Here is a 22,817-nt window from a genome sequence, read left to right as displayed (position 1 = left end):
CTCATCGCCGACATGTCCGCACCGACCCGCCGTCAGCTTGCCAACGCCATCCGTTTCCTCGCCGCCGATGCGGTCCAGGCCGCCAACTCCGGTCATCCCGGCATGCCCATGGGCATGGCCGACATCGCCGAAGTGTTGTGGAACGACTATCTCCGCCACAACCCGAATAATCCGAAGTGGTTCAACCGCGACCGCTTCGTGCTGTCCAACGGCCACGGCTCGATGCTGCAGTACGCGCTGCTGCACCTGACCGGCTACGACCTGCCGATCGAAGAACTCAAGAACTTCCGCCAGCTGCACTCCAAGACCCCGGGCCACCCGGAAAGCCACATCACCCCCGGCGTGGAGACCACCACCGGTCCGCTGGGGCAGGGCTTTGCCAACGCGGTGGGCTTCGCCCTGTCGGAAAAACTGCTGGCCCAGCGCTACAACCGCCCCGAGTACCAGGTCGTGGATCACCGCACCTGGGTGTTCATGGGCGACGGCTGCATGATGGAAGGCATCTCCCATGAAGCCGCCTCGCTGGCCGGCACCCTGGGCCTGGGCAAGCTGGTCGCGTTCTGGGACGACAACAAGATCTCCATCGACGGCGAGACCGAGGGCTGGTTCACCGACGACACCCCGGCGCGCTTCCGCGCCTACGGCTGGCACACCATCGGCCCGATCGACGGCCACGACCCGGAGGCCATCAAGGCCGCCATCGACGATGCGCTGGAGATCAGCGACCGCCCGACCCTGATCGCCTGCAGGACCACGATTGGTTTTGGTTCGCCGGCCAAGGCGGGCAAGGAGTCCAGTCATGGTTCGCCGTTGGGCAAGGATGAAGTGGAAGCCACCCGCAAGGCGCTGGACTGGCCGTACCCGGCCTTCGAGATCCCGGCGCAGATCTACGACGGCTGGCGCGCCAACGGCACCGGCAGCTTCCGCCAGGGTGAGTGGGAACAGCTGTTCGACAAGTACGCCAGGCAGTTCCCGGCCGAGTCGGCCGAACTGGTGCGTCGCTCGCACGCCGAGCTGCCGGAGGATTTCGCGATCCAGGCCGATGCCTACGTGGCCAAGCTGCAGGAACAGGGCCTGGAAATCGCCTCGCGCAAGGCTTCGCAGAACGCCATCGAAACCTTCGCCGCGCTGCTGCCGGAGCTGCTCGGCGGTTCCGCCGACCTGGCACCGTCCAACCTGACCATGTGGAAGCACAGCGTCACTGCGGTGGGCGACGATCCGGGCGCGAACTACGTCCATTACGGTGTGCGCGAATTCGGCATGAGCGCCATTGCCAATGGCGTGGCCCAGCACGGCGGCTTCATTCCGTTCGACGCCACCTTCCTGACCTTCAGCGACTACGCGCGCAACGCGCTGCGCATGAGCGCGCTGATGGGCAGCCACGTCATCCACGTGTACACGCATGATTCCATCGGCCTGGGCGAAGACGGCCCGACCCACCAGCCGATCGAGCAGATCGCCTCGCTGCGCTACATCCCGCACAACGATGTGTGGCGCCCGTGCGATGCGGTCGAGACCGCCGCCAGCTGGAGCGCGGCCATCACCCGCCAGGACGGCCCGAGCTGCCTGATCTTCAGCCGCCAGAACCTCAAGCACCAGCCGCGCGACAAGGCCGGCGTCGAGGGCATCTACCGCGGCGGTTACGTGCTGGCCGAGGCCGAGGGCGGGACGCCCAAGCTGATCCTGATCGCCACCGGTTCGGAAGTGGGCATTGCGTCGGAGGCGCGCGACAAGCTGCAGGCGGCCGGCATCCCGACCCGCCTGGTCTCGATGCCATGCACCAACGTGTTCGACCGCCAGGACGAGGGCTACCGGGAATCGGTGCTGCCGCGTTCGGTGCGGGCGCGGGTGGCGGTGGAAGCGGGCACGACCGACTTCTGGTTCAAGTACGTGGGCCTGGACGGCGCCATCGTCGGCATGAGAGGCTTCGGCGAATCGGCGCCTGCCGAGAAGCTGTTCCCGTTCTTCGGCTTCACCGCCGACCACGTGGTGGAAGCGGCGCAGGGCGTGATCCAGGCCTGAGGCCTGCGGCCACCTCTGGTGGATTGAAAAAGCCGGGCATTGCCCGGCTTTTTCTTTGACGGGCATCGGTCATCGCAATGCCTGGCAGCTTGTAGGGCAGAGCAAGCTCCGCCCTACACAAAAACGCTGCCTGCGTTGCGAAGCCCTGCTGGTGGCTGACCAGCGATGGCGGCATGCAGTACCTGCGCGGCTTGCGGCCGGTCAAGCCGGGCGCGCATCATGCGCGCCTTCGCTCTTCAACCCCGCATGGACGTCGTATGAAGCTTTCGCAGTTGCGCGCCTTCGGTGCCTTCGTGGACACCTGGCTGCCGCGCCTGCAACGGGCACGCCCTTGGCTGTTGGCCCTGGCGGCCCTGGTGGTGGCTGGGCTGGTGGTCGAGGCCTTCGCTGACCTGTCGCGCCAGGTGACCTACGACGGCGTGCTGGCGGCGGCGCGTGGCATCGAGGGCTGGAAACTGGGCATGGCACTGCTGGCCACTGCGGTCAGTTTCTTTTCGCTCACCCTCTATGACGCATCGGCGCTGCGCTATGCCGGCGCGCGCGTGCCGTACCGGGTGGTCGCCAAGACCGCTTTCATTGCCTATGCGCTGAGCAACATGATCGGCCTGGGTGTGTTCACCGGTGGCGCGGTGCGCCTGCGCCTGTACGGGGCTGCGGGCGTGGAAGCGGGATTGATCTCGCGTGCGATCGCCTTCAATGCGCTGGCCTTCGGCCTGGGCATCAGCGTGGTTGGCGCGGTGGGCGTGCTGATGGACGCCAGCGCGCTGGCGTCGCTGGCGCATGTGCCGGTGTGGGCGCTGCAATGGATCTGCGCGGTGGCGCTGCTGGCTGCCGCTGCGCTGATGTGGGCATGCCGCAAGGGCGAATTCGCGGCGGGGCCGGTGCGTATCCGGCTGCCGTCGCCATCGTTGGCCTGGCAGCAGCTGGGCGTGTCGGTGGTGGACATCGCGGCTTCGGCGGCGGTGCTGTGGTGGCTGCTGCCGCAGGGCGCGATCGGGTTTCCCGCGTTCGTCGGCTTCTATGCCGCGGCGATGGTGCTGGGCGTGATCAGCCACGTACCCGGTGGCCTGGGTGTGTTCGAGGCGGTGATGCTGCTGGCGCTGGGCACCCATGTGCCATCGGCGTCGCTGGCCGGCGCGCTGGTGCTGTATCGCCTGGTCTATTACGTGTTGCCCTTGCTGCTGGCGATGCTGGTCCTGGCCGTGCACGAAGTCGGCCGCAGCCCGGCCGCGCCGGTCGCCCGCGCCATGGCCGGTATGGCGCCGCGCCTGCTGGCCGCGTTCGCCGCCGTGGTCGCGGTGATGCTGCTGGTGTCGGGCGTGACCCCGGCGACCGAGCGTGCGACCGAACTGCTGGCCATGCATGTGCCGCTGGGTCTGGTGGAAGCCGCGCATTTCCTGAGTTCCATCGCCGGCGTGGCGCTGTTGTTCGTGGCGCGCGCGCTGCTGCGTCGGCTGGATGCGGCGTGGTGGGCGGCGCTGGTGATCACGCTGGTGGCGCTGGTGCTGGCGCTGCCCAAGGGCCTGGCGGTGGTGGAGTCGCTGGTCCTGGGCTCACTGCTGGTGGTGCTGCTGCTGTCGCGCCGTCAGTTCAATCGCAAGGCCTCGCTGCTGGCGGTGCCGTTCAGCGGGGGCTGGTTGCTGGCGATGCTGGTGACCTGCGTGGCGGTGACCGCATTGCTGTTCTTTGCCTATCGCGATGTCGATTACGGCAACCAGCTGTGGTGGCAGTTCGAGTTCGATGCCCATGCGCCGCGCTCGCTGCGGGCGATGGTCGGCGTGTCGATCCTGGCCCTGGCCCTGGCGCTGCGCCAGCTGCTGCATCCGCCGGCGCCGCCACTGCCATTGCCGAGCGACGACGAGCTTGTTCGCGCCGATATCGTCATCCGCCAGCAGGATTCGGCCGACGCGGGGTTGGCGTTGACCGGCGACAAGCCCCTGCTGTTTTCGGAAAACGACAAGGCCTTCGTGATGTTTGGCCGCCAGGGCAAGTCCTGGATCGCATTGTCCGATCCGGTGGGTTCGCGCCAGGACTGGGGCGAACTGGTATGGCGTTTCCTGGAACGCGCCAAGGAGTCCGGCGCGCGTGGCTGCTTCTACCAGGTGCGTCCGGACGCGCTGCCGCTGTACCTGGATGCAGGCCTGCGCCTGCTGAAGCTGGGCGAATACGCCTGGGTGCCGCTGGAGGGCTTCACGCTGCAGGGCAAGCGCCGCAGCAACCTGCGCAACGGCGTCAATCGCTGCGAGCGGGAAGGCCTGGAGTTCGCGCTGATCGACACGGCCGACGTGCCGGCGCTGCTGGGCGAACTGCGTGCGGTGTCCGACGCATGGCTGTCCAGGCACCACACGGCGGAAAAACGCTTTTCGGTCGGTGCCTTCGACGATGACTATGTGTCCCGCAATCCAGTGGCCGTGGCGCGGCGCGAAGGCAGGGTCCTGGCCTTCGCCACGCTGCTGACCTCCGATACGAAACAGGAAGCCAGCATCGACCTGATGCGGCACGTGGACGAGATGCCCAACGGCACCATGGATTTCCTGTTCTCCAAGCTGATGCTGCATTTCGCCCAGGATGGCTATGCGCGTTTCGGCCTGGGGATGGCACCGTTGTCGGGCATGGCCGGGCATGCGCTGGCGCCGCGCTGGCACCGCATCGGCCGGCTGTTATTTTCGCACGGCGAGCATTTCTACAATTTCCGCGGGCTGCGTGCCTTCAAGGAAAAATTCGATCCGCAGTGGGAAGCGCGCTACCTGGCCGCTCCCGGGGGCATGACCCCGCTGCTGGTCCTGGGTGATGTCGCCGCGCTCATCAGCGGCGGTTACAAGGGAGTCATCGGTAAATGATCCGTCGTCTGAGCTGTCTGTTGTTGCTGGCCTGCGCGCTGCCGCTGCAGGCGCAGACCGTCGCCAAGGCCGAGCGCGTTTCGCACGGCAATTTCCGTGACGTGGCACTGTATCGTCCGCAAGGACCGCTGCGGCAGGTCGTGCTGTTGCTCTCCGGCGAGCAGGGCTGGAATGCGGCGGCCGATGCCGATGCGCGTGCGCTGGCGCAGGGCGGCGCGTTCGTCGCCGGCATCGACACGCCGCAGATGCGCAGGCAGTTCACCGGTGATGGCAAGGGCTGCGTGTTCCCCGATGGCGACCTGGAAAACCTCTCGCACTACCTGCAGGGCTACGCGCAGCTGCCCGGTTATCACCCGCCGCTGCTGGTGGGCGAGGGCAGCGGTGCCGCCGTGGCCTACGCGATGGCCGCGCAGGGCGATGCCGGCGTGTTTTCCGGGGCGTTGACGGTCGATTTCACCCCGCACCTGGACCTGGGCCGGGTGCCCTGCGAGGGCAAGGGCAACATCTTCGATGCGTTGCCGGCCAAGGGCGCGGTCACCGTGCTGCAGCCCGCGCCGACGCTGCATGTTCCGTGGGTGGCGCTGGCCACGGGCGGCAAGGCGGCGGGCTTCGATGCCAAGGCGTTCGTGGCGCGGACCAAGGGCGCGTCGTTCGTGCAGCTGACCACGGCGCGGGATGAGGCCAGCGTGCGCCACGCGGCGCTGACCGCTGCTTCGCACATGTTGGCCAAGGGGCAGACGGTGACCGTGACGCCCGCGCCGCCGCAGGACCTGGCCGGGTTGCCCTTGAATGAAGTGCCTGCCACGGGGACCACGATGAGCGACACCTACGCGGTGCTGCTCAGTGGTGATGGCGGTTGGGCCGGGCTGGACCAGGAAGTGGCCGCCGCCGTGGCCGCCAAGGGCATTCCGGTGGTGGGCTTCGACTCGCTGCGTTACTTCTGGAAGAAGCGCACGCCGGAAGGCCTGGCCACTGACCTGGACCGCATCCTGCGCTATTACGGCCCGCACTGGCGCAAGTCGAAGGTGATCCTGATCGGTTATTCGCAGGGTGCCGACGTGCTGCCATTCGCGGTCAACCGGCTGGCCAGCGATACCCGGGAACAGGTGGCGCAGTCGGTGTACCTGGCGCTGAGCGGCAATGCCGCGTTCGAGTTCCACCTGACCAACTGGATGTCCGACGACATCGCCGACGGCGTGCCGACCATGCCGGAGATCCTCAAGCTCAAGGCGGACCGGAATTTCTGCATCTACGGCGAAGGTGACGACGACGAGGTCTGCAGCAAGGTGCCGGCCGGCCATCTGCGTGTGCAGGCGTTGACTGGCGGACACCATTTCGACGGTGATTACGGGCACCTGGCGGAGATCATCCTTTCCACTGCGGCAACGGCCGACGGCAAGCCCTGACTGTCTGGGGCCAGCCTGCGCGACGCGCCCGTCCTGCTGGACAGCATGTTTTGTAGAGCGGAACTTGCTCCGCTGCCCTCCGGCCAGACTTAAGGGAGAACCCCAGCGGAGCAAGCTCCGCTCTATGGTTCTTGCGTCTTCGCCAACGCCAGCCGCAGCAGCCGGGCCATGAGGAATTGGCCCGGTCCGCGCGGTTGCGACAGGTCCATCCGCGTCAGCGCGATCGCAGCATCAGGCGTGCGGGAGAACACCGCACCGGCCACCGTGCGCAGCTTGCCGCCAGGCGTCGCGGTGTGCTCCTTGAGCCAGCTCAATGCGGTGACCAGTTGCCGCTCGGTATCGGTGAAGTCGCTGCCCAACGGATAGTCGGGCAAGGTGCCATCGCGGCGGAACGGCGCCAGCGTGGCCGCCAGTTGCTCTGGCGTGTTGCGCTGCCATTCGGCCGGCGCGTTGAAGTCGGCGCGCAGTTTTCCGGCGGCCTTCGCCTGCGTCAGCAGCGCGTTGGAAAAGCGTGCATCGGTGATGCCGCACATGGCGATCACGCAGTCCTCGTCGGTCTGCGCACGCAGGTCGGCGATGCCGTATTCGTCCACGAACACATCGCGCAGGTGTCGCGGGATGGTGGTGTGGCCGTAGTTCCAGCGGATGTTGGACGCGGCCTGTGCAGGCGTGCCGCGCCAGCTGCGCAGCATCAGCACGCTGCGCGCATCGTCCAGCGCATGGGCCATGCTGACGAAGTCGTGCTGGCCGCCGACGCCGGACACGATCCGCCCGTCTTCCAGGCCATCAGACACTGCCGCGCCCAATGCGGTGGCCATCATGCAGCTGTTGAAGAAGCGCGAGCCCACGCGCTGCAGGCGTTCCAGTGCTTCGTTGCCGCCGTAGAGCTGGTTGATCTCGCTGATCCGACGCATGCCGATGGCGCGGCGCTGGTCGTGGTCCAGGTTGCGCAGCCAGTCGTAGAACTCCGGCGAGCCCAGGTAGAACGCGCCATGCAGGTATTCGCCTTCATCCTGCAGGCGGGCCTGGTCAGCTTCGCTTGCGCTGCCATCGGCGATGCGCTGCATCAGCGGCAGATCATCGAGGACACGGCGCTTGATGACGCCTTGCTGGACCAGCAGGCGGAAGCCTTCGTTGAGCATCTCGCTGCAGCCGTACAGGCCGATGGAGAAGGGCGCCATGCCGCCGCTTTCGATCACTGCCGGGTGATGGACCAGCTCCGGGTCCAGCGCGTGCAGCACGCGCCGGTAGGTGGCGTTGTCGGTATGGCGCAGCACCAGCGCATGGCTCAGGGCATCGGCCAGGGTGCCGATGCCGATCTGCAACGTGCCGCCGTCGCGCACCAGTGCGCTGGCATACAGGCCGATGGCGTAATCGGCATCGCTGACCGGCTGGCGCGGCAGGCCGAACAGCGCGGGATAGGCCGGCGGCGGGTCGATCACCAGGTCGAAGAAGTCTTCGGCTACCGTCGCCGTGCCGCCCATCCAGGGCAGGTGCGGGTCGACTTCGGCCACCAGCAGCGGCCGCGGCAAGCCACGCCGGGCGATTGCATCCAGCGTGTCCTGGGTGGTGTCGTTGTTGCACGACAACGAGAATCGCACCGGTGCGCCGGGGGCGGCCTGCGGATCGCGTGCGACCTTCTGCACGATCACATTGGGCGCACGCTGGGCCACGCCATCGGCGGCGTGCGTGTAGTTGAGGCTGACGTAGCTGCGCTGCATCTGCGCCGAGTGCAGCAGCGCGCCGGACTGCATGTAGAACTCTTCGACCTGGATATGTGGCGGCAACCGGTTGCCCTTGAGTGCCTGCACGTAGCGCAACGCCGGGAAATCCCGCCCGAAGTGGCGCGCGGCGAACGGCTTGAAGAAGCGCGCTTCCAGTCCATCGCCCTTGGGCGCGGGCGGGTCCAGCGACAGCGCGGTATAGAGCTGCAAGGGCCGTGCGGGATCGTGTTCGACCCGGTCGTACAGCGCATTGAGCAGCCGGTGCGGCTTGCCGATGCCCAGCGGCGCGGCGACCCGCAACGCGCCGGGAATGCAGCGGAGGATCAGGTCGATGGCTTCGTCGAGATCGTGGAGGGTTTCGCGCACGGGTTGTCGATCCGGTGGCCGATCAGGGCAGCCAAGATGGCACGGGAACTGATGCGGGCAAAGGCGACTCCCGTCGCGATAGCGCGCGCTCCGGGCGCGATGGCAGCCCGGAGGCCTAGAAAGCCGGGCGACAGGGCAGGTCGGCTAAACAACGAAAAATTCAGGAAATTTTTACGAATCTGTGGATAACGCGAATCATTCCCATTACAATGCGCATTGTCCCGGCGTGTCGCGATGGATGCCTGACCCGGGGCCGGCCGTCAAACCTTCGTCCTGCGCAGCAGGGCGGAGGTCTGCTCCACGCCGCCCACATTTTCGCCGTGTCCGACCCATTGGAACCAGGCCGGATGCCGCCTGCCGCCTTCAATGGACATCGCCATGACCCGTTCTGTCGCTTCGATCCGCATTGCCTCCATCCGCCGGCGGTCCTTGCCCGCTGTTTCCCTGTTGGCCATGGCGCTGCTGCCGTCGATGCAGGCCTACGCGCAAGGGGCGGATGCAGCGACCACGGACGCGGACGCGAAGGATCTGGACAAGGTGCTGGTCGTGGCCCAGCGCGCCGAGCGCGTCAGCAGCGGCGCCACCAATCTCGACCTGGCCATCAAGGACACGCCGCAGTCGATCAGCGTGGTCAGCCGCGAGCAGATGGACAACTTCGGCGCCAACAACCTCAACGACGCGCTGCGCCTGTCGCCCGGCATCCAGGTGGAGGAATGGGAAACCAACCGCACCAACTACCTGTCGCGCGGCTTCGAGATCGTCAACACCCAGATCGACGGCATCGGCCTGCCCAACGGCTGGGGCATCGTCACCGGCGCGATGGACTCGTTCGCCTACGACAAGATCGAGGTGATTCGTGGCGCCAACGGCCTGCTGACCGGCGTGGGCAACGCGGCCGGCACCATCAACTACGTGCGCAAGCGCCCGACCAACGAGGAAGAAGGTTCGGTCGCCATCAGCTACGGCTCCTGGGGCACCAAGCGCGAGCAGGTGGATTATTCCTCGCCCATCACCACCGATGGCACCTGGGCGGTGCGCGTGGTGGCCGCGCATGAAGATGGTGGTTCCTACCTGCGCGACTACGACAAGGAGCGCACCTCGTTCTACGGCGTGGTCGACGGCCAGATCGGGGAAAACGGCACGCTGACGGCGGGCTACTCGTACCAGCAGGCCAACAGCACCGGCAACATGTGGGGAGCGCTGACGTTCAACAGCACCGACGGCAGCCAGATCGGCTGGAACCGCAGTGCCTCCACGACCCAGGACTGGACCTACTGGAACACCAACAACCAGACCGGCTTCCTGGAGTACACCTATCAGCTCGGCGACGACTGGCGCCTGAAAGTGGCCTACAACTACCGCCGCAGCACGGGCGATGACCAGTTGTTCTTTGCCTACACTATCGCGGACGCCGATGCCGGCATCCCGGCGGGCATCGACCCGGCAACGGGCCTTGGCCTATATGGCTATCCGTACAAAGGCCAGGACAAGACCACGGCCAACCTGGGCAGCGCTGAGCTCAACGGTACCTATTCGTTGTTCGGTCGCGACCAGGAAGCCATGCTGGGCTTCAGCCTGTCGCAGAGCCATGGCGGCACCACCTATAACCCCGTTGATTTCTCCGACCCTTCGTTTGGCCTGCTGCCTGGCTTCCCCTACGCTGGCAACGCGGTCGCCGAACCCGTCTGGGGCGATCGCACTACGCCTGATACCTTGAATCAGCGCATCAAGCGCGCCTACGGCGTCACCCGGCTGTCGCTGACCGACCGCCTGAAGACCATCGTCGGTTTCAACTACACGTCCTTCCAGCGCGACGGACAGACCTCCGGAGAGCTGTTCACCCAGGAAGACAGCCACACCAGTCCCTATGCCGGCGTCACCTGGGACTTCACCGATGACGTGCTGGCCTACGCCAGCTACTCGGACATCTACCAGCCGCAGGACCAGCAGGACATCAACAAGGCCTATCTGGAGCCGACCAAGGGCCGGAATTACGAGGTCGGCGTCAAGGCCAACTGGCTGAATCAGCGTCTGCTGACCACGCTGGCGGTCTTCGATGCCAAGCAGGATGGCCTGGCGACCTATCGTGGCCTGGATCCGGCCAGCGGCAACTATTACTACGAGCCGGTGAATGCGCAGTCCCGCGGTGTTGAGCTGGAAGTCACGGGCAAGGTCACCGACAACCTCGACGTTGTGTTGGGTTATACGCACCTGAAGATGGATGGCGATGATGGCGATGACACCTTCCCGTGGGTGGCGCGCAACAGCACCACGCTGGCACTGAGTGCGCGCCTGCCCAGCTATACGGCGCTGTCCTATGGCGTGAGCGCCCGCTGGCAGGCGGGCACGACGTCCGGTCCGGACAGCTACAGCGGCTACACCGTGCACCAGGATGCGTATGCCGTGTTCAACGCGTTCGTCGGCTGGAACATCACTAAAGACCTGAGCCTGCGCGTCAACGTCAACAACATCGCCGACAAGAAGTACATCGGCAGCCTGTACCAGATCGGCTACTACGGCGCGCCGCGCAACAGCACGGCCAGCCTGGAATGGCGCTTCTGATCCAGGGTTTGTCCTGATCCCTGCGTGATGCGAAGAGCCGGCCTGTCCGGCTCTTCGCTTTTCTGGATCTTGCCGACTGTCCAAGGTGGCCTTGGGCAGTCCTGAAAATTCTACGGGAGGGCACTTGACAGCTTTCCGATTACGAGCGTAATTTCAATAAAAATTACAGGCGTAAACGAAATGGCGATCAGTGAAGCCGAGGCAATCGTGATGGAAGTCCTGTGGGACCGCAGTCCACAAGGCGCGGACGAAGTGGTCGCTGCGCTCGCCAGGCGCAACGACTGGGCCGAGCCCACCATCAAGACCTTGCTCAACCGCTTGCTCAACAAGGGCGCGATCCAGGCAGTGAAGGAAGGGCGCCGTTATCTCTACTCGCCGGTGCTGACCCGCCAGGCCTGGGTACAGCAGCAAAGCGAAGGGCTGCTGGAGCGCGTCTTCGGCGGTCGTGTCGCACCGCTGGTGGCGCATTTCAGCGAGCGTGGAAAACTTTCGGCGCGGGACATCGCCGACCTCAAGCGTCTGGTACAGGAGTTGGACGATGAACCGTGAGCTGATCGCGTTGCTGATCGAAACCACGTTGGCCAGCAGCGCTGCGCTGGCCGCGGTGTTGTTGCTGCGCCGGCCGATGCGTGCGGCCTTCGGCGCGGGAGCGGCGTATGCGCTGTGGTGGCTGGTGCCAGTGGCGCTGGTTGCGATGCTGCTGCCGGCGCCGGTTCAACCGGTTGCGTTGATGCAGCACGTTGCGATGGTGGAACCGCTGCAGCGCATGCCCCTGGTTTCGGCGGAGTCCACCGTGCCCTGGTTGATGCTGCTGGTCGCCGTGTGGGGCGCTGGGTTTTTGGCGGTGGCTGCGTTGCAACTGTGGCAGCAGCAGCGTTTCCTGCACCGCCTCGGGCCGCTGCGCATTCGCCTGCACGGTTTGCGTGTGGCAGCAAGCAGCGCGGGCCTGCCTGCCGTCACCGGCTTGATTCGTCCGCGGATCGTGCTGCCGGCTGATTTCCTCACGCGCTACGACGCGCATGAGCGTGCGCTGGTCGTGGCCCACGAGCGACAGCACATCGTGCGCGGCGATCTTCCATGCAATGCGCTGGTGGCGTTGTTGCGTTGCATGTACTGGTTCAATCCGTTGCTGCACCTGGCCGTGGCGCGTTACCGGCAGGATCAGGAGCTGGCCTGCGACGCACGCGTGCTGGCGCGCCATCCGCGGGCACGACGCAGCTACGCGCAGGCAATGCTCAAGACCCAGCTCGACAACTTTGCCTTGCCAGTGGGATGCCACTGGCACACCCATCCGATCAAGGAGCGCATCGCCATGTTGAAACGCCCGAGCCCCCGTCGTTGGCAGACCGGTCTTTCCGGTGTGCTGTTGCTGACATTGTTTGCAGGCGGTGGTTACGCGGCATGGGCGCAGCAGCCGGCGGTGAAGCCGGATGCTGCGAGCGCAGCCCTTGCTAGCGTGGACGCGGATCGTGTTGCAATCGAACAGCCCGCCAAGGCTCCTGTGGCTGCGACGCTGACAGCATCCACTGTTGACGAATCGGTGCGGGATGCGGAACTTCCCTATGGCGAAGATCGTCCGCCACCGCGCTATCCGGCTGAAGCGGCACATGAGCGAATCACCGGTAAGGTCGTGGTGATTGCCAGTTTCGACGCGACTGGCGCAGTCACGGACGCCTTCATCGAAAAATCCAATCCCGTCGGCGTCTTCGATGAGGTGTCGCTGGGAGCGGTGCGCAAATGGAAGTTCATTCCGGCGATGGAACATGGGAAACCGGTCGCTGGGCGGATGCGGATTCCGATTGATTTCGACATGGATCCGCCCGCCGGCCACGATGACGCATCGCCATCGGATGTTGTGCCCGCGATCAAGGGTGCGATGACCTCGGACGCGAAGAGGGAAGTTGCCGCCCAGCCGATTGATGCGCTGTGATGCGGAAGACTCGTGGACGCATCGTCGTTTCCGCTGCGTGGCTTTCATTGGCTGCTTGCGCGACGCATCCGTCGCCCCCGCCGCAGGACGACCTCACTCGCAATACCAACGTCGACCAGCGCATGCTGATGCCTGAGTCTGGCGACGGTGGGGAGGCCAGCGTGGCGCGCTACGAGCTGAAGCCGACGGAAGTCTTCCGCATGCCGCAGCCGCTGGACGCAGGCAATCCTGAGCTGCCAGCCGATTCGCCGCGGCAGGCGCTGGCGCCGACCACGGTCTGCGCGCGGGTCATCGTCAATGCGGCCGGCGGCGTGCAGCGCGCCGAACTGCTCAACGACCGAGGCGACTGCAATGCTGGCGGCCAGCCGGAAAACGCGGACCTGTTGCAGGCCACGCTGGCCAAGGTGCAGCAGTGGCATTTCGAACCGGCCGCGGTCTGCCATTTCGCCGCGGACAAGCCACCTGCCGACAATGAAAGCTGCGATGGCGCGCAGCGTGTCGAGCCGGTTCCGGTGACACTGCTGTATGCCTTCACCTTCCAGGTAGAGCAGGGGCGGGTGCACGTGGAGCGGGCTGGCATGGGTGGGCACTAGATCGCGACGCTGCGGGACGACGTCGCCCGGGTAAGCGCAGCGCACCCGGAGTGGCGTTGCCGGAGTGCTCGAACGTTCCTGGGAACGCTCGCCTCCGGGTGCGCTGCGCTTACCCGGGCGACGGCATTGGGGCGGTCTTCCGGCGCGTTGCCATACAGGCTCACTGCGTTGGGGACGCGCGTCAGTGGAGCAGTGACGCGCCCAGTGCCACGTTCATTGGTGCCGATTCAGTCCAGCACGTGCACCGCATCGGCCAATTGCTGCACTTCGTCGGGCTGGTGGCTGACGTAGAGCATCGGCAAGCCGGTTTCGGTGCAGACCCGGCGCAAGTAGGGAATCAGCTCGCCGCGTCGCTTGGCATCCAGTGCGGACAGCGGTTCGTCCAGCAGGAGTAGTGCGGGTTGCGAGAGCAGGGCGCGTCCGATCGCCACGCGCTGGGCCTCGCCGCCGGATAGGTTGCGCGGGCGACGCTGCAGCAGTGGGGCGATGCCCAGCAGTTCCACCACCGCATCGAAACCGAACTGCTGCGCACCTGTCCTGGCGTGGTTGCCGTAGCGCAGGTTGCGCTGTACATCCATGTGCGGGAACAGCCGCGCATCCTGGAAGACATAGCCGATGCGGCGGCGGTGCACCGGCAGGTCGATGCGCTGGCTGCTGTCGAACAGGACCCGCCCATCCACCGTGATGCGGCCCGACTGCGGACGCAGTAATCCTGAAATTGCGTTGAGCACGCTGGTCTTGCCGGCACCGGACGGGCCGGTCAATGCGAGCACGCGTGCATCGCTGGCGATACGCACGCTGCGGTTGAAGCCTCCGCGCTGCAGCTGGACGTCGAGTTCCAGCATCACAGCACCTCGGTCTCGTGGCCGCGCTGGCGGCGCACCAGCCATTCGGACAACACCAGCGCGCCCAGTGAAATGCATAGCGACACCGCGGCCAGCCGCCAGATGCCGCCTTCGGCATTGGGCACCTGCAGCAGGCCGTAGATGGCGGCGGAGATGGTCTGGGTCTGGCCGGGGATGTTGGAGACGAAGGTGATGGTGGCGCCGAACTCCCCCAACGCCTTGGCGAAGGCCAGCACCGCGCCCGCCATCAGGCCCGGCCAGGCCAGCGGCAGGGTGACGGTCAGGAACACCTTCCACGGCGGCGCGCCCAGGGTGGCGGCGGCATGCTCCAGGCGGCGGTCCACCTGTTCGATCGACAGGCGGATCGCGCGCACCATCAGCGGGAAGCCCATCACCGCACAGGCCAACGCGGCGCCCGTCCAGCGGAACGCGAAACGGATGCCGAAGTGTTCCAGCAGCCAGCCGCCGACCGCACCGCGCGTGCCCATGGTCACCAGCAATGCATAGCCGACCACCACCGGCGGCAGCACCAGCGGCAGGTGGATCACGGCATCGAGCAGCGTGCGGCCGTAGAAGCGCTTGCGCGCCAGCAGCCACGCCACGGCGATGGCCGGCGGCAGGCTGGCCATCGCCGCGACCGCCGCAACCTTGACGCTCAGGCGGATGGCGACCAGTTCGTCGGGCGAGAAATCGAACACGCCGGGTCCTGGGCGGGTCTTACTTCAGGACCGTAAAGCCGCGCTTTTCGAAGATCGCCCTGGCCGGCGCCGTGCCCAGCCAGGTGACGAAGGCCGCACGCGACGGCGATGGGCCAGCGGTCAGGCTGGCCACCGGATAGACGATGGCTGGATGGCTACTTTCGGGGAAGGTATCGACCACGCGCACACCCGGGTCGGCGGCGGCGTCGGAACCGTAGACGATGCCCAGCGGCGACTCGCCGCGCGACACCAGCAACAGCGCCGAGCGCACGCTGTCCGATTCGGCCAGCTTGCCCTGCACGCCGTCCCACAGCTTCAGCGATTCCAGTGCGGCCTTGGCGTACTTGCCGGCCGGTACGCTGCTGACCTGGCCCACGGCCAAGCGCTCATCGCCCAGCGCCTGCAGCAGCGCGCCCGGCTGGGTGACGTTGATCTTGGCCGTGCTGGACTTTGGTGCCACCAGGACCAGGGTGTTGCCGAGCAGGCTGCGGCGCGTGGCGGTATCGATCAACTTGCGTTCCTGCAGGTAGTCCATCCACTGCAGGTCGGCCGAGATGAAGACATCGGCCGGCGCACCCTGTTCGATCTGCTTGGCCAGGGTGGAACTGGCGGCGTAGGACACGCTGACCGGGGTGCCGGTGGTCTGCTGGTACAGCGCGGCGGCCTCGTCCATCGATTCCTTGAGGCTGGCGGCGGCGAACACGGTGACTGGCGTGGTATCGGCCGCCTGGGCCGCGAACGTGGCCACGGCGGCGAGCAGCAGGACGCCGGTGCGCAGCAGGCGCGAAGCGAAACGTGTCATCGGAAGGGCTCCCTCAAGTCGGATGAGATACAGCGGCGAAGCGTGGCGTCCGCTCAGGGCGAGCGCACGGTGATGCGGGTGACCTGTCGGACCGAACGCGCCGGTCGGCCGTCGCCGGGCACGATCAGGCGCAGCGGGCCTTCATGCGCGTCCAGTGGCTTGCCCTGGCACTGGTCGGCCAGGATGACCTGGGTTTTGCCGAGCCCGGCTTCCAGTTCGCCCAGCGAGAACACGACCCGATAGCCGTCTGTTGCCTGCACGTCGACCACGCGGGCCAGTGCCGGGCCGCGCAGCGGCGTGGTGGGCATGGCGCCGGCGTGCTGCAGCAGGTCGGTGAGCGAGACGCCGGTGCAGTCCAGTGACTGGCCGTGCACGTTCATCTGCGCGCGCTGACGGGGTAGATCGCGCAGGGCCGCAGCGTCGAGCGAAACCGTTGTCGGTGCGTCGTTTGTCTGGGCCAGCGCCGAGAGCGCGGGCAGCGACCAAAGGGCGGCGATCAACAGGGCAGGGAAGGGCTTCATCAGGGCTCCCGATATATTCACAAGGATATACCGAATGTTTCAGGTCCATGCCGGGGCAGGGGACAGGTCAGGGCGAGGCGCAATGTGCGCTCAACCACCTCAGGTCTGCTGCTGCGGCTTCGGCGCACGTTTGTTCGATGCGCCGATACCTTGCCAGGACCCGCGTGCCGAAGGGCGTCAGCACCGCGCCGCCACCGCCGCTTCCACCCTTGCTGGCCAGGACCACGGGCTCGTCGAATACCCGGTTCATCGCATCGACCAGGTCCCAGGCGCGCTTGTAGCTCATGCCCATCTGCCGCCCGGCCGCGGAAATGGAGCCGGTGTCCTGCACGCGTTCGAGCAGTTCGGCCTTGCCTGGTCCAAGCGCGATGTCGGGTGTGAGCAGCACGCGCAGGCGAAGTCGGCTGGCGGCGGATTTTTTCGGCATGGCGATCCGGTCTGGCAGGGCGGCCCGCGTCAGCATAACCGCCTCATCCTAGCGGCTGGGGCGGGACTGTCTTGTACGAATGTCCGTGGATGCCGGCACCTGCCGAGCGGCGTAGGCTGTGAGGTCTTCTGCGAGATTCCAGGTGTGCCATGACCATCGAAGACCCGATCACCGTTGTGCTGGAACAGGAGGAGGACTTCGCGTTCCGCATCCATTTCGAAGGCCTGGACGTGCCTGACGTGCTGTCCGATGAAGCCTCGCCGCTGGGGCACGACGGCGGCCCCAATCCCGCGCGCCTGCTGCTGGCCGGCATCGCCAATTGCCTGTCGGCCAGCCTGCTGTTCGCCCTGCGCAAGCACAAGAACACGCCGGGCAAGCTGCGCGCATCGATCACCGCGATCCCGGTGCGCAATGCCGAAGGCCGTTGGCGGATCCCCACCGTGCAGGCGACGTTGCATCTGCCCGGTGCCAACGCCGACTACCAGCACTTGGAGCGCGTGCTCGATACCTTCGAGGACTTCTGCCTGGTGACCCAGAGCGTGCGCGAGGGAATCGACGTGCAGGTCACCGTGAAAGATGATGCTGGCCACGTGCTGCGTGGCGACAAGAGTTTCGAGGCTGGCGCATGAGCGAGCCCCTGCTGATCGCCTGCCCGCATTGCCACGCGCGCAACCGCGTGCCTGCCGAACGCCTGCGCGAGGTGCCCACCTGCGGCCGTTGCCACGAGGCGCTGTTCAGCGGGCATCCGGTGGCATTGGATGCGACCACGTTCGACATCCATGCGCGTGACAGCGACCTGCCGCTGCTGGTGGATTTCTGGGCGCCTTGGTGCGGGCCGTGCAAGATGATGGCCCCGCATTTCGAGGCTGCTGCCGCGCAGCTGGAACCGCGCCTGCGCCTGGCCAAAGTGGATACGGATGCACAGCCAGCGCTTGGGGCGCGGTTCGGGATTCGCAGCATCCCGACGATGGCAGTGTTCCTGCACGGCCGCGAGCTGGGCCGGCAGTCGGGGGCGATGCAGGGTGGGGAGATTGTGCGATGGGCGTTGAGTCTGGTTTGAGTCTGGTTGGTTGTTTTCTTGAAGCAGAGCTTCCGCACCGCTACGCGGCGCGTCTTCCTTTTGTCTTGGCAAAAGGAAGCAAAACCGCCAGTGCCTGTCCCCAAGAGGGGATTGAAAACACTCGCCGATGCTGCGCATCGGTGCCCTGTGCTCCTCGCCGGAAACGGCACGGCGCGGGAACTCGCTTCGCTCAAACACCCGCGCCTCTTCGGCCATTTCCGCCTGCGGTGCTCGGCTCGCTTTGAAGGCGCTGAAGACCAAGAGCGGAGCAACAACAAAAGAAAAATCGGCATCACGCAGGATGCTGCTCTTGCTTGTGCCCTGAAATCCTCCGTAAGGCACGGCGAAGGGGGCAGGGACAAGACCCGCAGGGCGCCGCACAAGGATGTGCGGCGTTTTTGGAAGGGACATGGATGTCCCTTCCAAAAATCCCTCGCCACGTAGCGAACCCTCGCAACGCGAGGGCGTGCCGCCCGGAGTGTGCTTTATTTGCCTGGCTTTCTTTGCACAAGCAAAGAAAGTAGGTCGTGGCACGAAGTGCCGCGAAAGCCCTGCTTCAAAAAAAGGAAATGCCTCAGCGCGCTCCCAACGCCGCATTCAACACCGACGCCAAACGCACGCCTGCCAACCGCAACTGCTGCTCGGCCACCGGCGTCCACGTCTCGAAATAGGCCTGGTCGATCTTCGCGCTGGCTGGATACAAGCCTGGCGACAGCGCGATGCGGCACGAGGCTTCGGCCCACGGCGCCGGATCTGGCGGCGAAGTCGCGCCCGCGCCGGCATCCGGCCGGGGCAGCGCCTGGATCTTCGCCAGCAGCGCACCGTCATCCAGCCCGGTGTGGCGCAGCAGTCCGCTGTCCCACAGCGAATGCAGGTTGCTGCCACGGCCGTCGATGTTCACCTGCACGTCGTTGCCGCCCTTGTCGCTGGCGTAACCCGAGTGCAGCGGCTGGTGCATGTCACCGACCAGGTGCACGACGAACTTGAGCGCCTGCAGCCGCTGTGCGGCCGGCAGCGTGCGGTCGGCCAGGATCGCGGTCTGCGCCTTCAGGGCTTCCACTTCGCAGTCGCCGTTGCGGCAGTCGCGTGGCGGGTCGTAGTGGCAATCGGATTCACCGAGATTGACGTAGTGCCACTTGGCCGTGCGCTTGCCCAGGTCGGCGTCGTTCTTGCGCAGCTCATCTGCCCAGCTGGCGATGCCGGGCAGGGTGGCGCCCGGTTCGGTGGCCAGCAGTGCATCGATCTGCCTGCGGGCAGCGGGGGTGAGGTCGGATTCGGCCAGTTCGGCCACCAGCATGTGGCCGGTCTTGCCCCCAGGCCAGTGCCAGGGACGGGGCGCCGGACAGCGCCAGGGCAAGCAGCGCGGCGAGCGGCCGCACGATGGAACGATTCAAAGCAATCAACCTTGGCAACCAGGACGGGCCCGGATGATACGCCCGGCATCCGGGCGCTTCGATGTCATTGCCGATGGCTGCGCGCCTGCGGTGGAGGCAAGCCTCAGAAGTACTTCACGTAGGACACGCCATAGAACAGCGGATCGATGTCCAGCGAGCCGACCTTGCTGTCGAACAGCTCGATATCCGGCTGCATCTGGATCCAGCGTACGTCCACGCGGATCGCGCTGCTTTCGCCCACGGCGAAGTCGATGCCGGCGTGGGCGGTCAGGCCGAAGGAGTCCTTGAGTTTCAGGTCGGTGCCGGCCAGCACGCCGTCGCCGCTTTCGCTGAAGTAGGTGGCGTAGTTCAAGCCCAGGCCCACGAACGGCGAGACGTTGCCGCTGCCGTTGAAGTGGTATTGCACGGTGAAGGTCGGCGGCAGTGCGACGAAGCTGCCGGCCTTGCGGCCATCCACGGTGATGTCCTGCTTGCCGGCCAGGTTGAGCGCGGTCTCCAGGCCCCAGTTCTCGCCGACGAAGTATTCCCAGGTCAGCGAAGCGCCGAAGCCGTTATCGACCTCCAGCGGCGTGGTGCCGGCCAGGATGGTGCCTGCATCGGATTTGGGCGCAATGCCGTACAGGCCCGCGCCCAGGGTGTGGTGACCGGCGGCCTGGGCGAAGGCGGAGGGGGCGCAGCAGGCCAGTGCAAGCGCGGCAAGGTAGTGGAGCGGACGGATGTGCATGGTTTCCCCGGGGTTGGTGACGAGTTCCTGGGAACACGCGCACCGCGCTGGAGAGCGCCGCCTGTCCTGGCGGCAACACAGCCTCGCATTCCCTTGGCCCCGAGTGTGCCAGACCGCGCGCCGCGCTGCCGCGACCGGGGTCAGAACTTCAACACCCAGGCCACGCCATAGGTCAGCGGATCGATGTGGGCGGTGCCCAGGTCGGCGCCATCGAGATGCACGCTGCTGTCGATGTCCATCCAGCGTGCATCCACGCGCAGGGCGCTGCGCGCGTTCAGCGCGAAATCCACGCCCACGTGCGCGGCCAGCCCCCAGGAGTCGCCGAGCTTCAGGTCGCTGCCGGCCAACGCACCGGTGGTCTTCTCGCTGAAGAAGGTCGTGTAGTTCAGGCCCGCGCCTACGAACGGCGACACGCGCCCGGCGCTGTTGAAGTGGTACTGCAGGGTCAACGTGGGCGGCAGGTGCTTGGTGGTGCCGACCTTGCCCAGCCCCTGGATGTTGATGTCGTGCTCGAACGGCCAGGCGGCCAGCAGTTCCAGCCCAAGGTTGTCGGCGACGAAGTACTCCAGGCTGACCGTCGGCTTGGTGTCGCTACCGATCTCCAGCGGCAACGTGCCGCCAGCGAGCGCACCGTTGTCTGACTTCGGATTGACCTGGTGGATGCCCAGGCCCAGTGCCCAGTCACCGCGGGCCTGCGCATGGGAGGGAAAGGCGACCGCGCCCAGGGCAAGGGCGGTGGCGAGCGGAAGGGCGATCAAGCGCATGTCGGTATGTCCTGCGTGGGAAAGTGCGCGCAGTCTGTGCAGCGCACGGCCGGCGTGCCTTGATCCGGATCAAGGCGGGCCGGCGAAGGCCCCAGCAAGGGAGCTGTGCGGGATCACCGCGCGGTAGACGCATTCAGGTCCGGCGCCTGTCGGTCGTGACCCGGCGCAAACGGGCCACGCTGCTAGAATGCCGGCCCCTTCAACGCTGTGCCGCGCGTGCAAGCGGCCTTTCAGGAGTTCCCCTGTAATGAGCATCAAGGTAGGCATCAACGGCTTCGGCCGCATCGGTCGCAACGTACTGCGTTCGGCGGTGCAGAATTTCGACGGCGACATCGAGATCGTCGCCATCAACGACCTGCTGGAACCGGATTACCTGGCCTACATGCTGCAGTACGACTCGGTGCATGGCCGCTTCGACGGCACCGTGTCGGTCGAAGGCACCACCCTGATCGTCAACGGCAAGAAGATCCGCCTGACCGCCGAGCGCGATCCGGCCGCGCTGAAGTGGGACGAGGTCGGCGCCGAAGTCGTCATCGAATCCACCGGCATCTTCCTGGACAAGGCTGGCGCGCAGAAGCACCTGGATGCAGGCGCCAAGAAGGTCATCCTGTCGGCCCCGTCCAAGGACGACACGCCGATGTTCGTGTTCGGCGTCAACGACAAGACCTACAACGGCGAGGCGATCATCTCCAACGCCTCGTGCACCACCAACTGCCTGGCCCCGTTGGCCAAGGTCGTCCATGACAAGTGGGGCATCAAGCGCGGCCTGATGACCACCGTGCATGCGGCTACCGCCACGCAGAAGACCGTCGATGGCCCGTCCAACAAGGACTGGCGCGGCGGCCGCGGCATCCTGGAGAACATCATTCCGTCCTCCACCGGCGCGGCCAAGGCTGTCGGCGTGGTGATTCCGGAATTGAACAAGAAGCTGACCGGCATGAGCCTGCGCGTGCCGACCTCGGACGTCTCGGTGGTTGACCTGACCTGCGAGCTGGAAAAGCCGGCCACCTACGAAGAAATCTGCGCCGAGATGAAGGCCCAGAGCGAAGGCGCGCTGAAGGGCATCCTGGGCTATACCGAAGACAAGGTCGTCGCCACCGATTTCCGCGGCGAAACCCGTACCTCGGTGTTCGACGCCGGTGCCGGCATCGCCCTGGACTCCACCTTCGTCAAGTTGGTGTCCTGGTACGACAACGAATGGGGCTACTCCAACAAGTGCCTGGAAATGGTGCGCGTGGTGGCTGCGAAGTAAGCCGTCACACCTGTTGCAAGCCAGGGGGCGCCTTTCAGGCGCCCTTTCTCTTTGCGCTGCGCAGGCCATGCGCTGTGTGCCAGGGACTAAAAAAATCCGCATTGCGGCGGTATAGTCGGGCTACGTGCCTGCGGACCCCGACGCTGGCGGGGACAGATGGAAGCGGGGATCGTCGTTCAAGGAGAACACGCAATGCAGAACAAATCACTGTGGCTGGCTGCCACTGCGCTGACCGTTTCAATGTGTATTGCTGCGCCGTCGCATGCGGCTGGCTGGCCCTTCAAGAAAAAGAAGGAAGATGCAACCCAGCAGGGTGAAGATGCGCCTGCCGAAGGCAAAGCCAAGCAGGGCGGCCGTCCGGCCTGGATGAATGACCAGGGCGAAGTGATCAAGGCCTCCGACGCTGAAGAGGGTTATGGCGAGAAGGTCAAGGGTGTCAACGACTGGGAAGGCGAGATCGTTGGCAAGCTGGCACCGGGCAGCAAGTTCAATCAACTCAAGATCGGCATGCCGGTCCGTCAGGTGACCGACATCGTGGGGCAGCCGACCGACCAGGGCAGCTATGTGACCGGCAAGGCCTGGATTCCGTTTTTCCATGGCTCGGGCACTTCGCGGACCGAGTACGTTTACAAGGGCTGGGGTCGTTTGATTTTCGACAGCAAGGGTGGCTTCGACAGTGGGGCCAATCTGGTCTGGATCATCAATAGCGCCAACGAGAGCGGCTATCGCGACTGATCGCGGTGTCTTGATGGATCAGGAAAAGCCCCGCGATGCGGGGCTTTTTTTGTGTCTGGCCGGGCGCTGCGATGGCTGCATCGGTGCGCCGGTGGCGGCTGGTTGCCGGATGCCGGCCGTTCGGACGGGGAGTTCGGTAGCATGCGCTGCAT

At 66.0% G+C, this 22,817-nt stretch carries 20 protein-coding genes and 1 pseudogene; 12 read left to right on the top strand and 9 right to left on the bottom strand.

Annotated elements, in window-relative coordinates:
- Nucleotides 1-12 precede the first annotated feature (12 nt).
- From tkt to O8I58_RS06645, 3 genes are all read left to right on the top strand, one after another.
- Nucleotides 13-2,022: a transketolase gene (gene tkt, locus O8I58_RS06655; RefSeq protein WP_298321613.1), complete on the top strand. Its 2,010-nt coding sequence runs from the start codon at nt 13-15 to the stop codon at nt 2,020-2,022.
- A 257-nt stretch (nt 2,023-2,279) separates the two neighbouring features.
- Nucleotides 2,280-4,862 (top strand): bifunctional lysylphosphatidylglycerol flippase/synthetase MprF, encoded by a 2,583-nt coding sequence (mprF, locus tag O8I58_RS06650; protein WP_298321611.1) that lies wholly within the window; start codon nt 2,280-2,282, stop codon nt 4,860-4,862.
- Nucleotides 4,859-6,268: a virulence factor family protein gene (locus tag O8I58_RS06645; RefSeq protein WP_298321610.1), complete on the top strand. Its 1,410-nt coding sequence runs from the start codon at nt 4,859-4,861 to the stop codon at nt 6,266-6,268. Before mprF ends, O8I58_RS06645 begins: the two co-directional genes overlap by 4 nt.
- A gap of 122 nt (nt 6,269-6,390) precedes the next feature.
- Here the strand turns inward: O8I58_RS06645 and O8I58_RS06640 are convergent, their stop codons facing one another.
- Nucleotides 6,391-8,358, bottom strand: a complete 1,968-nt coding sequence (locus O8I58_RS06640) for an acetyl-CoA hydrolase/transferase C-terminal domain-containing protein (protein ID WP_298321609.1) — start codon at nt 8,356-8,358, stop codon at nt 6,391-6,393.
- Nucleotides 8,359-8,736: 378 nt separating this feature from the next.
- Here O8I58_RS06640 and O8I58_RS06635 point away from each other — a divergent pair, with 378 nt between their 5' ends.
- The 4 genes from O8I58_RS06635 to O8I58_RS06620 all read left to right on the top strand — a co-directional run bounded on the left by O8I58_RS06635 (nt 8,737) and on the right by O8I58_RS06620 (nt 13,443).
- Complete coding sequence (locus O8I58_RS06635; RefSeq protein ID WP_298321608.1) at nt 8,737-10,920, top strand: TonB-dependent siderophore receptor; 2,184 nt, start codon at nt 8,737-8,739, stop codon at nt 10,918-10,920.
- Nucleotides 10,921-11,100: 180 nt separating this feature from the next.
- Nucleotides 11,101-11,469, top strand: coding sequence for a BlaI/MecI/CopY family transcriptional regulator (locus O8I58_RS06630; RefSeq protein WP_298321607.1), 369 nt, complete (start codon nt 11,101-11,103; stop codon nt 11,467-11,469).
- Nucleotides 11,459-12,850 carry a TonB family protein gene (locus tag O8I58_RS06625; RefSeq protein WP_298321606.1) on the top strand — a complete coding sequence of 464 codons (1,392 nt, stop codon included), beginning with the start codon at nt 11,459-11,461 and terminating at the stop codon, nt 12,848-12,850. Before O8I58_RS06630 ends, O8I58_RS06625 begins: the two co-directional genes overlap by 11 nt.
- Nucleotides 12,850-13,443 (top strand): hypothetical protein, encoded by a 594-nt coding sequence (locus O8I58_RS06620; protein ID WP_298321605.1) that lies wholly within the window; start codon nt 12,850-12,852, stop codon nt 13,441-13,443. The genes O8I58_RS06625 and O8I58_RS06620 overlap by 1 nt, the downstream gene beginning before the upstream one ends.
- 227 nt (nt 13,444-13,670) lie before the next feature.
- Here O8I58_RS06620 and modC read toward each other — a convergent pair whose 3' ends face one another.
- The 5 genes from modC to O8I58_RS06595 all read right to left on the bottom strand — a co-directional run bounded on the left by modC (nt 13,671) and on the right by O8I58_RS06595 (nt 16,736).
- Nucleotides 13,671-14,288, bottom strand: a complete 618-nt coding sequence (modC, locus tag O8I58_RS06615; protein ID WP_298321604.1) for a molybdenum ABC transporter ATP-binding protein — start codon at nt 14,286-14,288, stop codon at nt 13,671-13,673.
- Nucleotides 14,288-14,986 (bottom strand): molybdate ABC transporter permease subunit, encoded by a 699-nt coding sequence (gene modB, locus O8I58_RS06610; protein ID WP_298321603.1) that lies wholly within the window; start codon nt 14,984-14,986, stop codon nt 14,288-14,290. Before modB ends, modC begins: the two co-directional genes overlap by 1 nt.
- Before the next feature lie 19 nt (nt 14,987-15,005).
- Nucleotides 15,006-15,788 (bottom strand): molybdate ABC transporter substrate-binding protein, encoded by a 783-nt coding sequence (gene modA / locus O8I58_RS06605; RefSeq protein WP_298321602.1) that lies wholly within the window; start codon nt 15,786-15,788, stop codon nt 15,006-15,008.
- Between the two features lie 53 nt (nt 15,789-15,841).
- A complete protein-coding gene (locus O8I58_RS06600; RefSeq protein ID WP_298321601.1) occupies nt 15,842-16,309 on the bottom strand; it encodes a molybdopterin-dependent oxidoreductase in 468 nt (155 codons plus the stop codon).
- Nucleotides 16,310-16,376: 67 nt separating this feature from the next.
- Complete coding sequence (locus tag O8I58_RS06595) at nt 16,377-16,736, bottom strand: winged helix-turn-helix domain-containing protein (protein ID WP_298321600.1); 360 nt, start codon at nt 16,734-16,736, stop codon at nt 16,377-16,379.
- Nucleotides 16,737-16,885: 149 nt separating this feature from the next.
- Here O8I58_RS06595 and O8I58_RS06590 point away from each other — a divergent pair, with 149 nt between their 5' ends.
- The 3 genes from O8I58_RS06590 to O8I58_RS06580 are packed head-to-tail and all read left to right on the top strand — an operon-like array spanning nt 16,886 to nt 18,240.
- Nucleotides 16,886-17,365 carry an OsmC family protein gene (locus tag O8I58_RS06590; protein ID WP_298321599.1) on the top strand — a complete coding sequence of 160 codons (480 nt, stop codon included), beginning with the start codon at nt 16,886-16,888 and terminating at the stop codon, nt 17,363-17,365.
- Nucleotides 17,362-17,796, top strand: a complete 435-nt coding sequence (trxC, locus tag O8I58_RS06585; protein ID WP_298321598.1) for a thioredoxin TrxC — start codon at nt 17,362-17,364, stop codon at nt 17,794-17,796. Before O8I58_RS06590 ends, trxC begins: the two co-directional genes overlap by 4 nt.
- A gap of 18 nt (nt 17,797-17,814) precedes the next feature.
- Nucleotides 17,815-18,240, top strand: coding sequence for a hypothetical protein (locus O8I58_RS06580; protein ID WP_298321597.1), 426 nt, complete (start codon nt 17,815-17,817; stop codon nt 18,238-18,240).
- Nucleotides 18,241-18,370: 130 nt separating this feature from the next.
- Here the strand turns inward: O8I58_RS06580 and O8I58_RS06575 are convergent.
- The 3 genes and pseudogenes from O8I58_RS06575 to O8I58_RS06565 all read right to left on the bottom strand — a co-directional run bounded on the left by O8I58_RS06575 (nt 18,371) and on the right by O8I58_RS06565 (nt 20,678).
- A pseudogene (locus tag O8I58_RS06575) lies at nt 18,371-19,148 on the bottom strand (S1/P1 nuclease).
- A 145-nt stretch (nt 19,149-19,293) separates the two neighbouring features.
- The gene (locus O8I58_RS06570) at nt 19,294-19,914 is read right to left on the bottom strand and encodes an OmpW/AlkL family protein (protein ID WP_298321595.1); all 621 of its coding nucleotides are present in this window, start codon (nt 19,912-19,914) and stop codon (nt 19,294-19,296) included.
- A 140-nt stretch (nt 19,915-20,054) separates the two neighbouring features.
- Nucleotides 20,055-20,678, bottom strand: a complete 624-nt coding sequence (locus O8I58_RS06565) for an OmpW/AlkL family protein (protein ID WP_298321594.1) — start codon at nt 20,676-20,678, stop codon at nt 20,055-20,057.
- Between the two features lie 247 nt (nt 20,679-20,925).
- Here O8I58_RS06565 and gap point away from each other — a divergent pair, with 247 nt between their 5' ends.
- Both gap and O8I58_RS06555 read left to right on the top strand, forming a co-directional pair.
- Nucleotides 20,926-21,930 carry a type I glyceraldehyde-3-phosphate dehydrogenase gene (gene gap, locus O8I58_RS06560; protein WP_298321593.1) on the top strand — a complete coding sequence of 335 codons (1,005 nt, stop codon included), beginning with the start codon at nt 20,926-20,928 and terminating at the stop codon, nt 21,928-21,930.
- A 366-nt stretch (nt 21,931-22,296) separates the two neighbouring features.
- Nucleotides 22,297-22,665, top strand: a complete 369-nt coding sequence (locus O8I58_RS06555) for a hypothetical protein (RefSeq protein ID WP_298322809.1) — start codon at nt 22,297-22,299, stop codon at nt 22,663-22,665.
- Nucleotides 22,666-22,817 lie beyond the last annotated feature (152 nt).

The organism is Pseudoxanthomonas sp. (assembly GCF_027498035.1).
Lineage (GTDB): Bacteria > Pseudomonadota > Gammaproteobacteria > Xanthomonadales > Xanthomonadaceae > Pseudoxanthomonas_A.
Note: the sequence above shows the minus strand (reverse complement) of the source record. Positions and strands in the feature narration are given on the sequence as shown.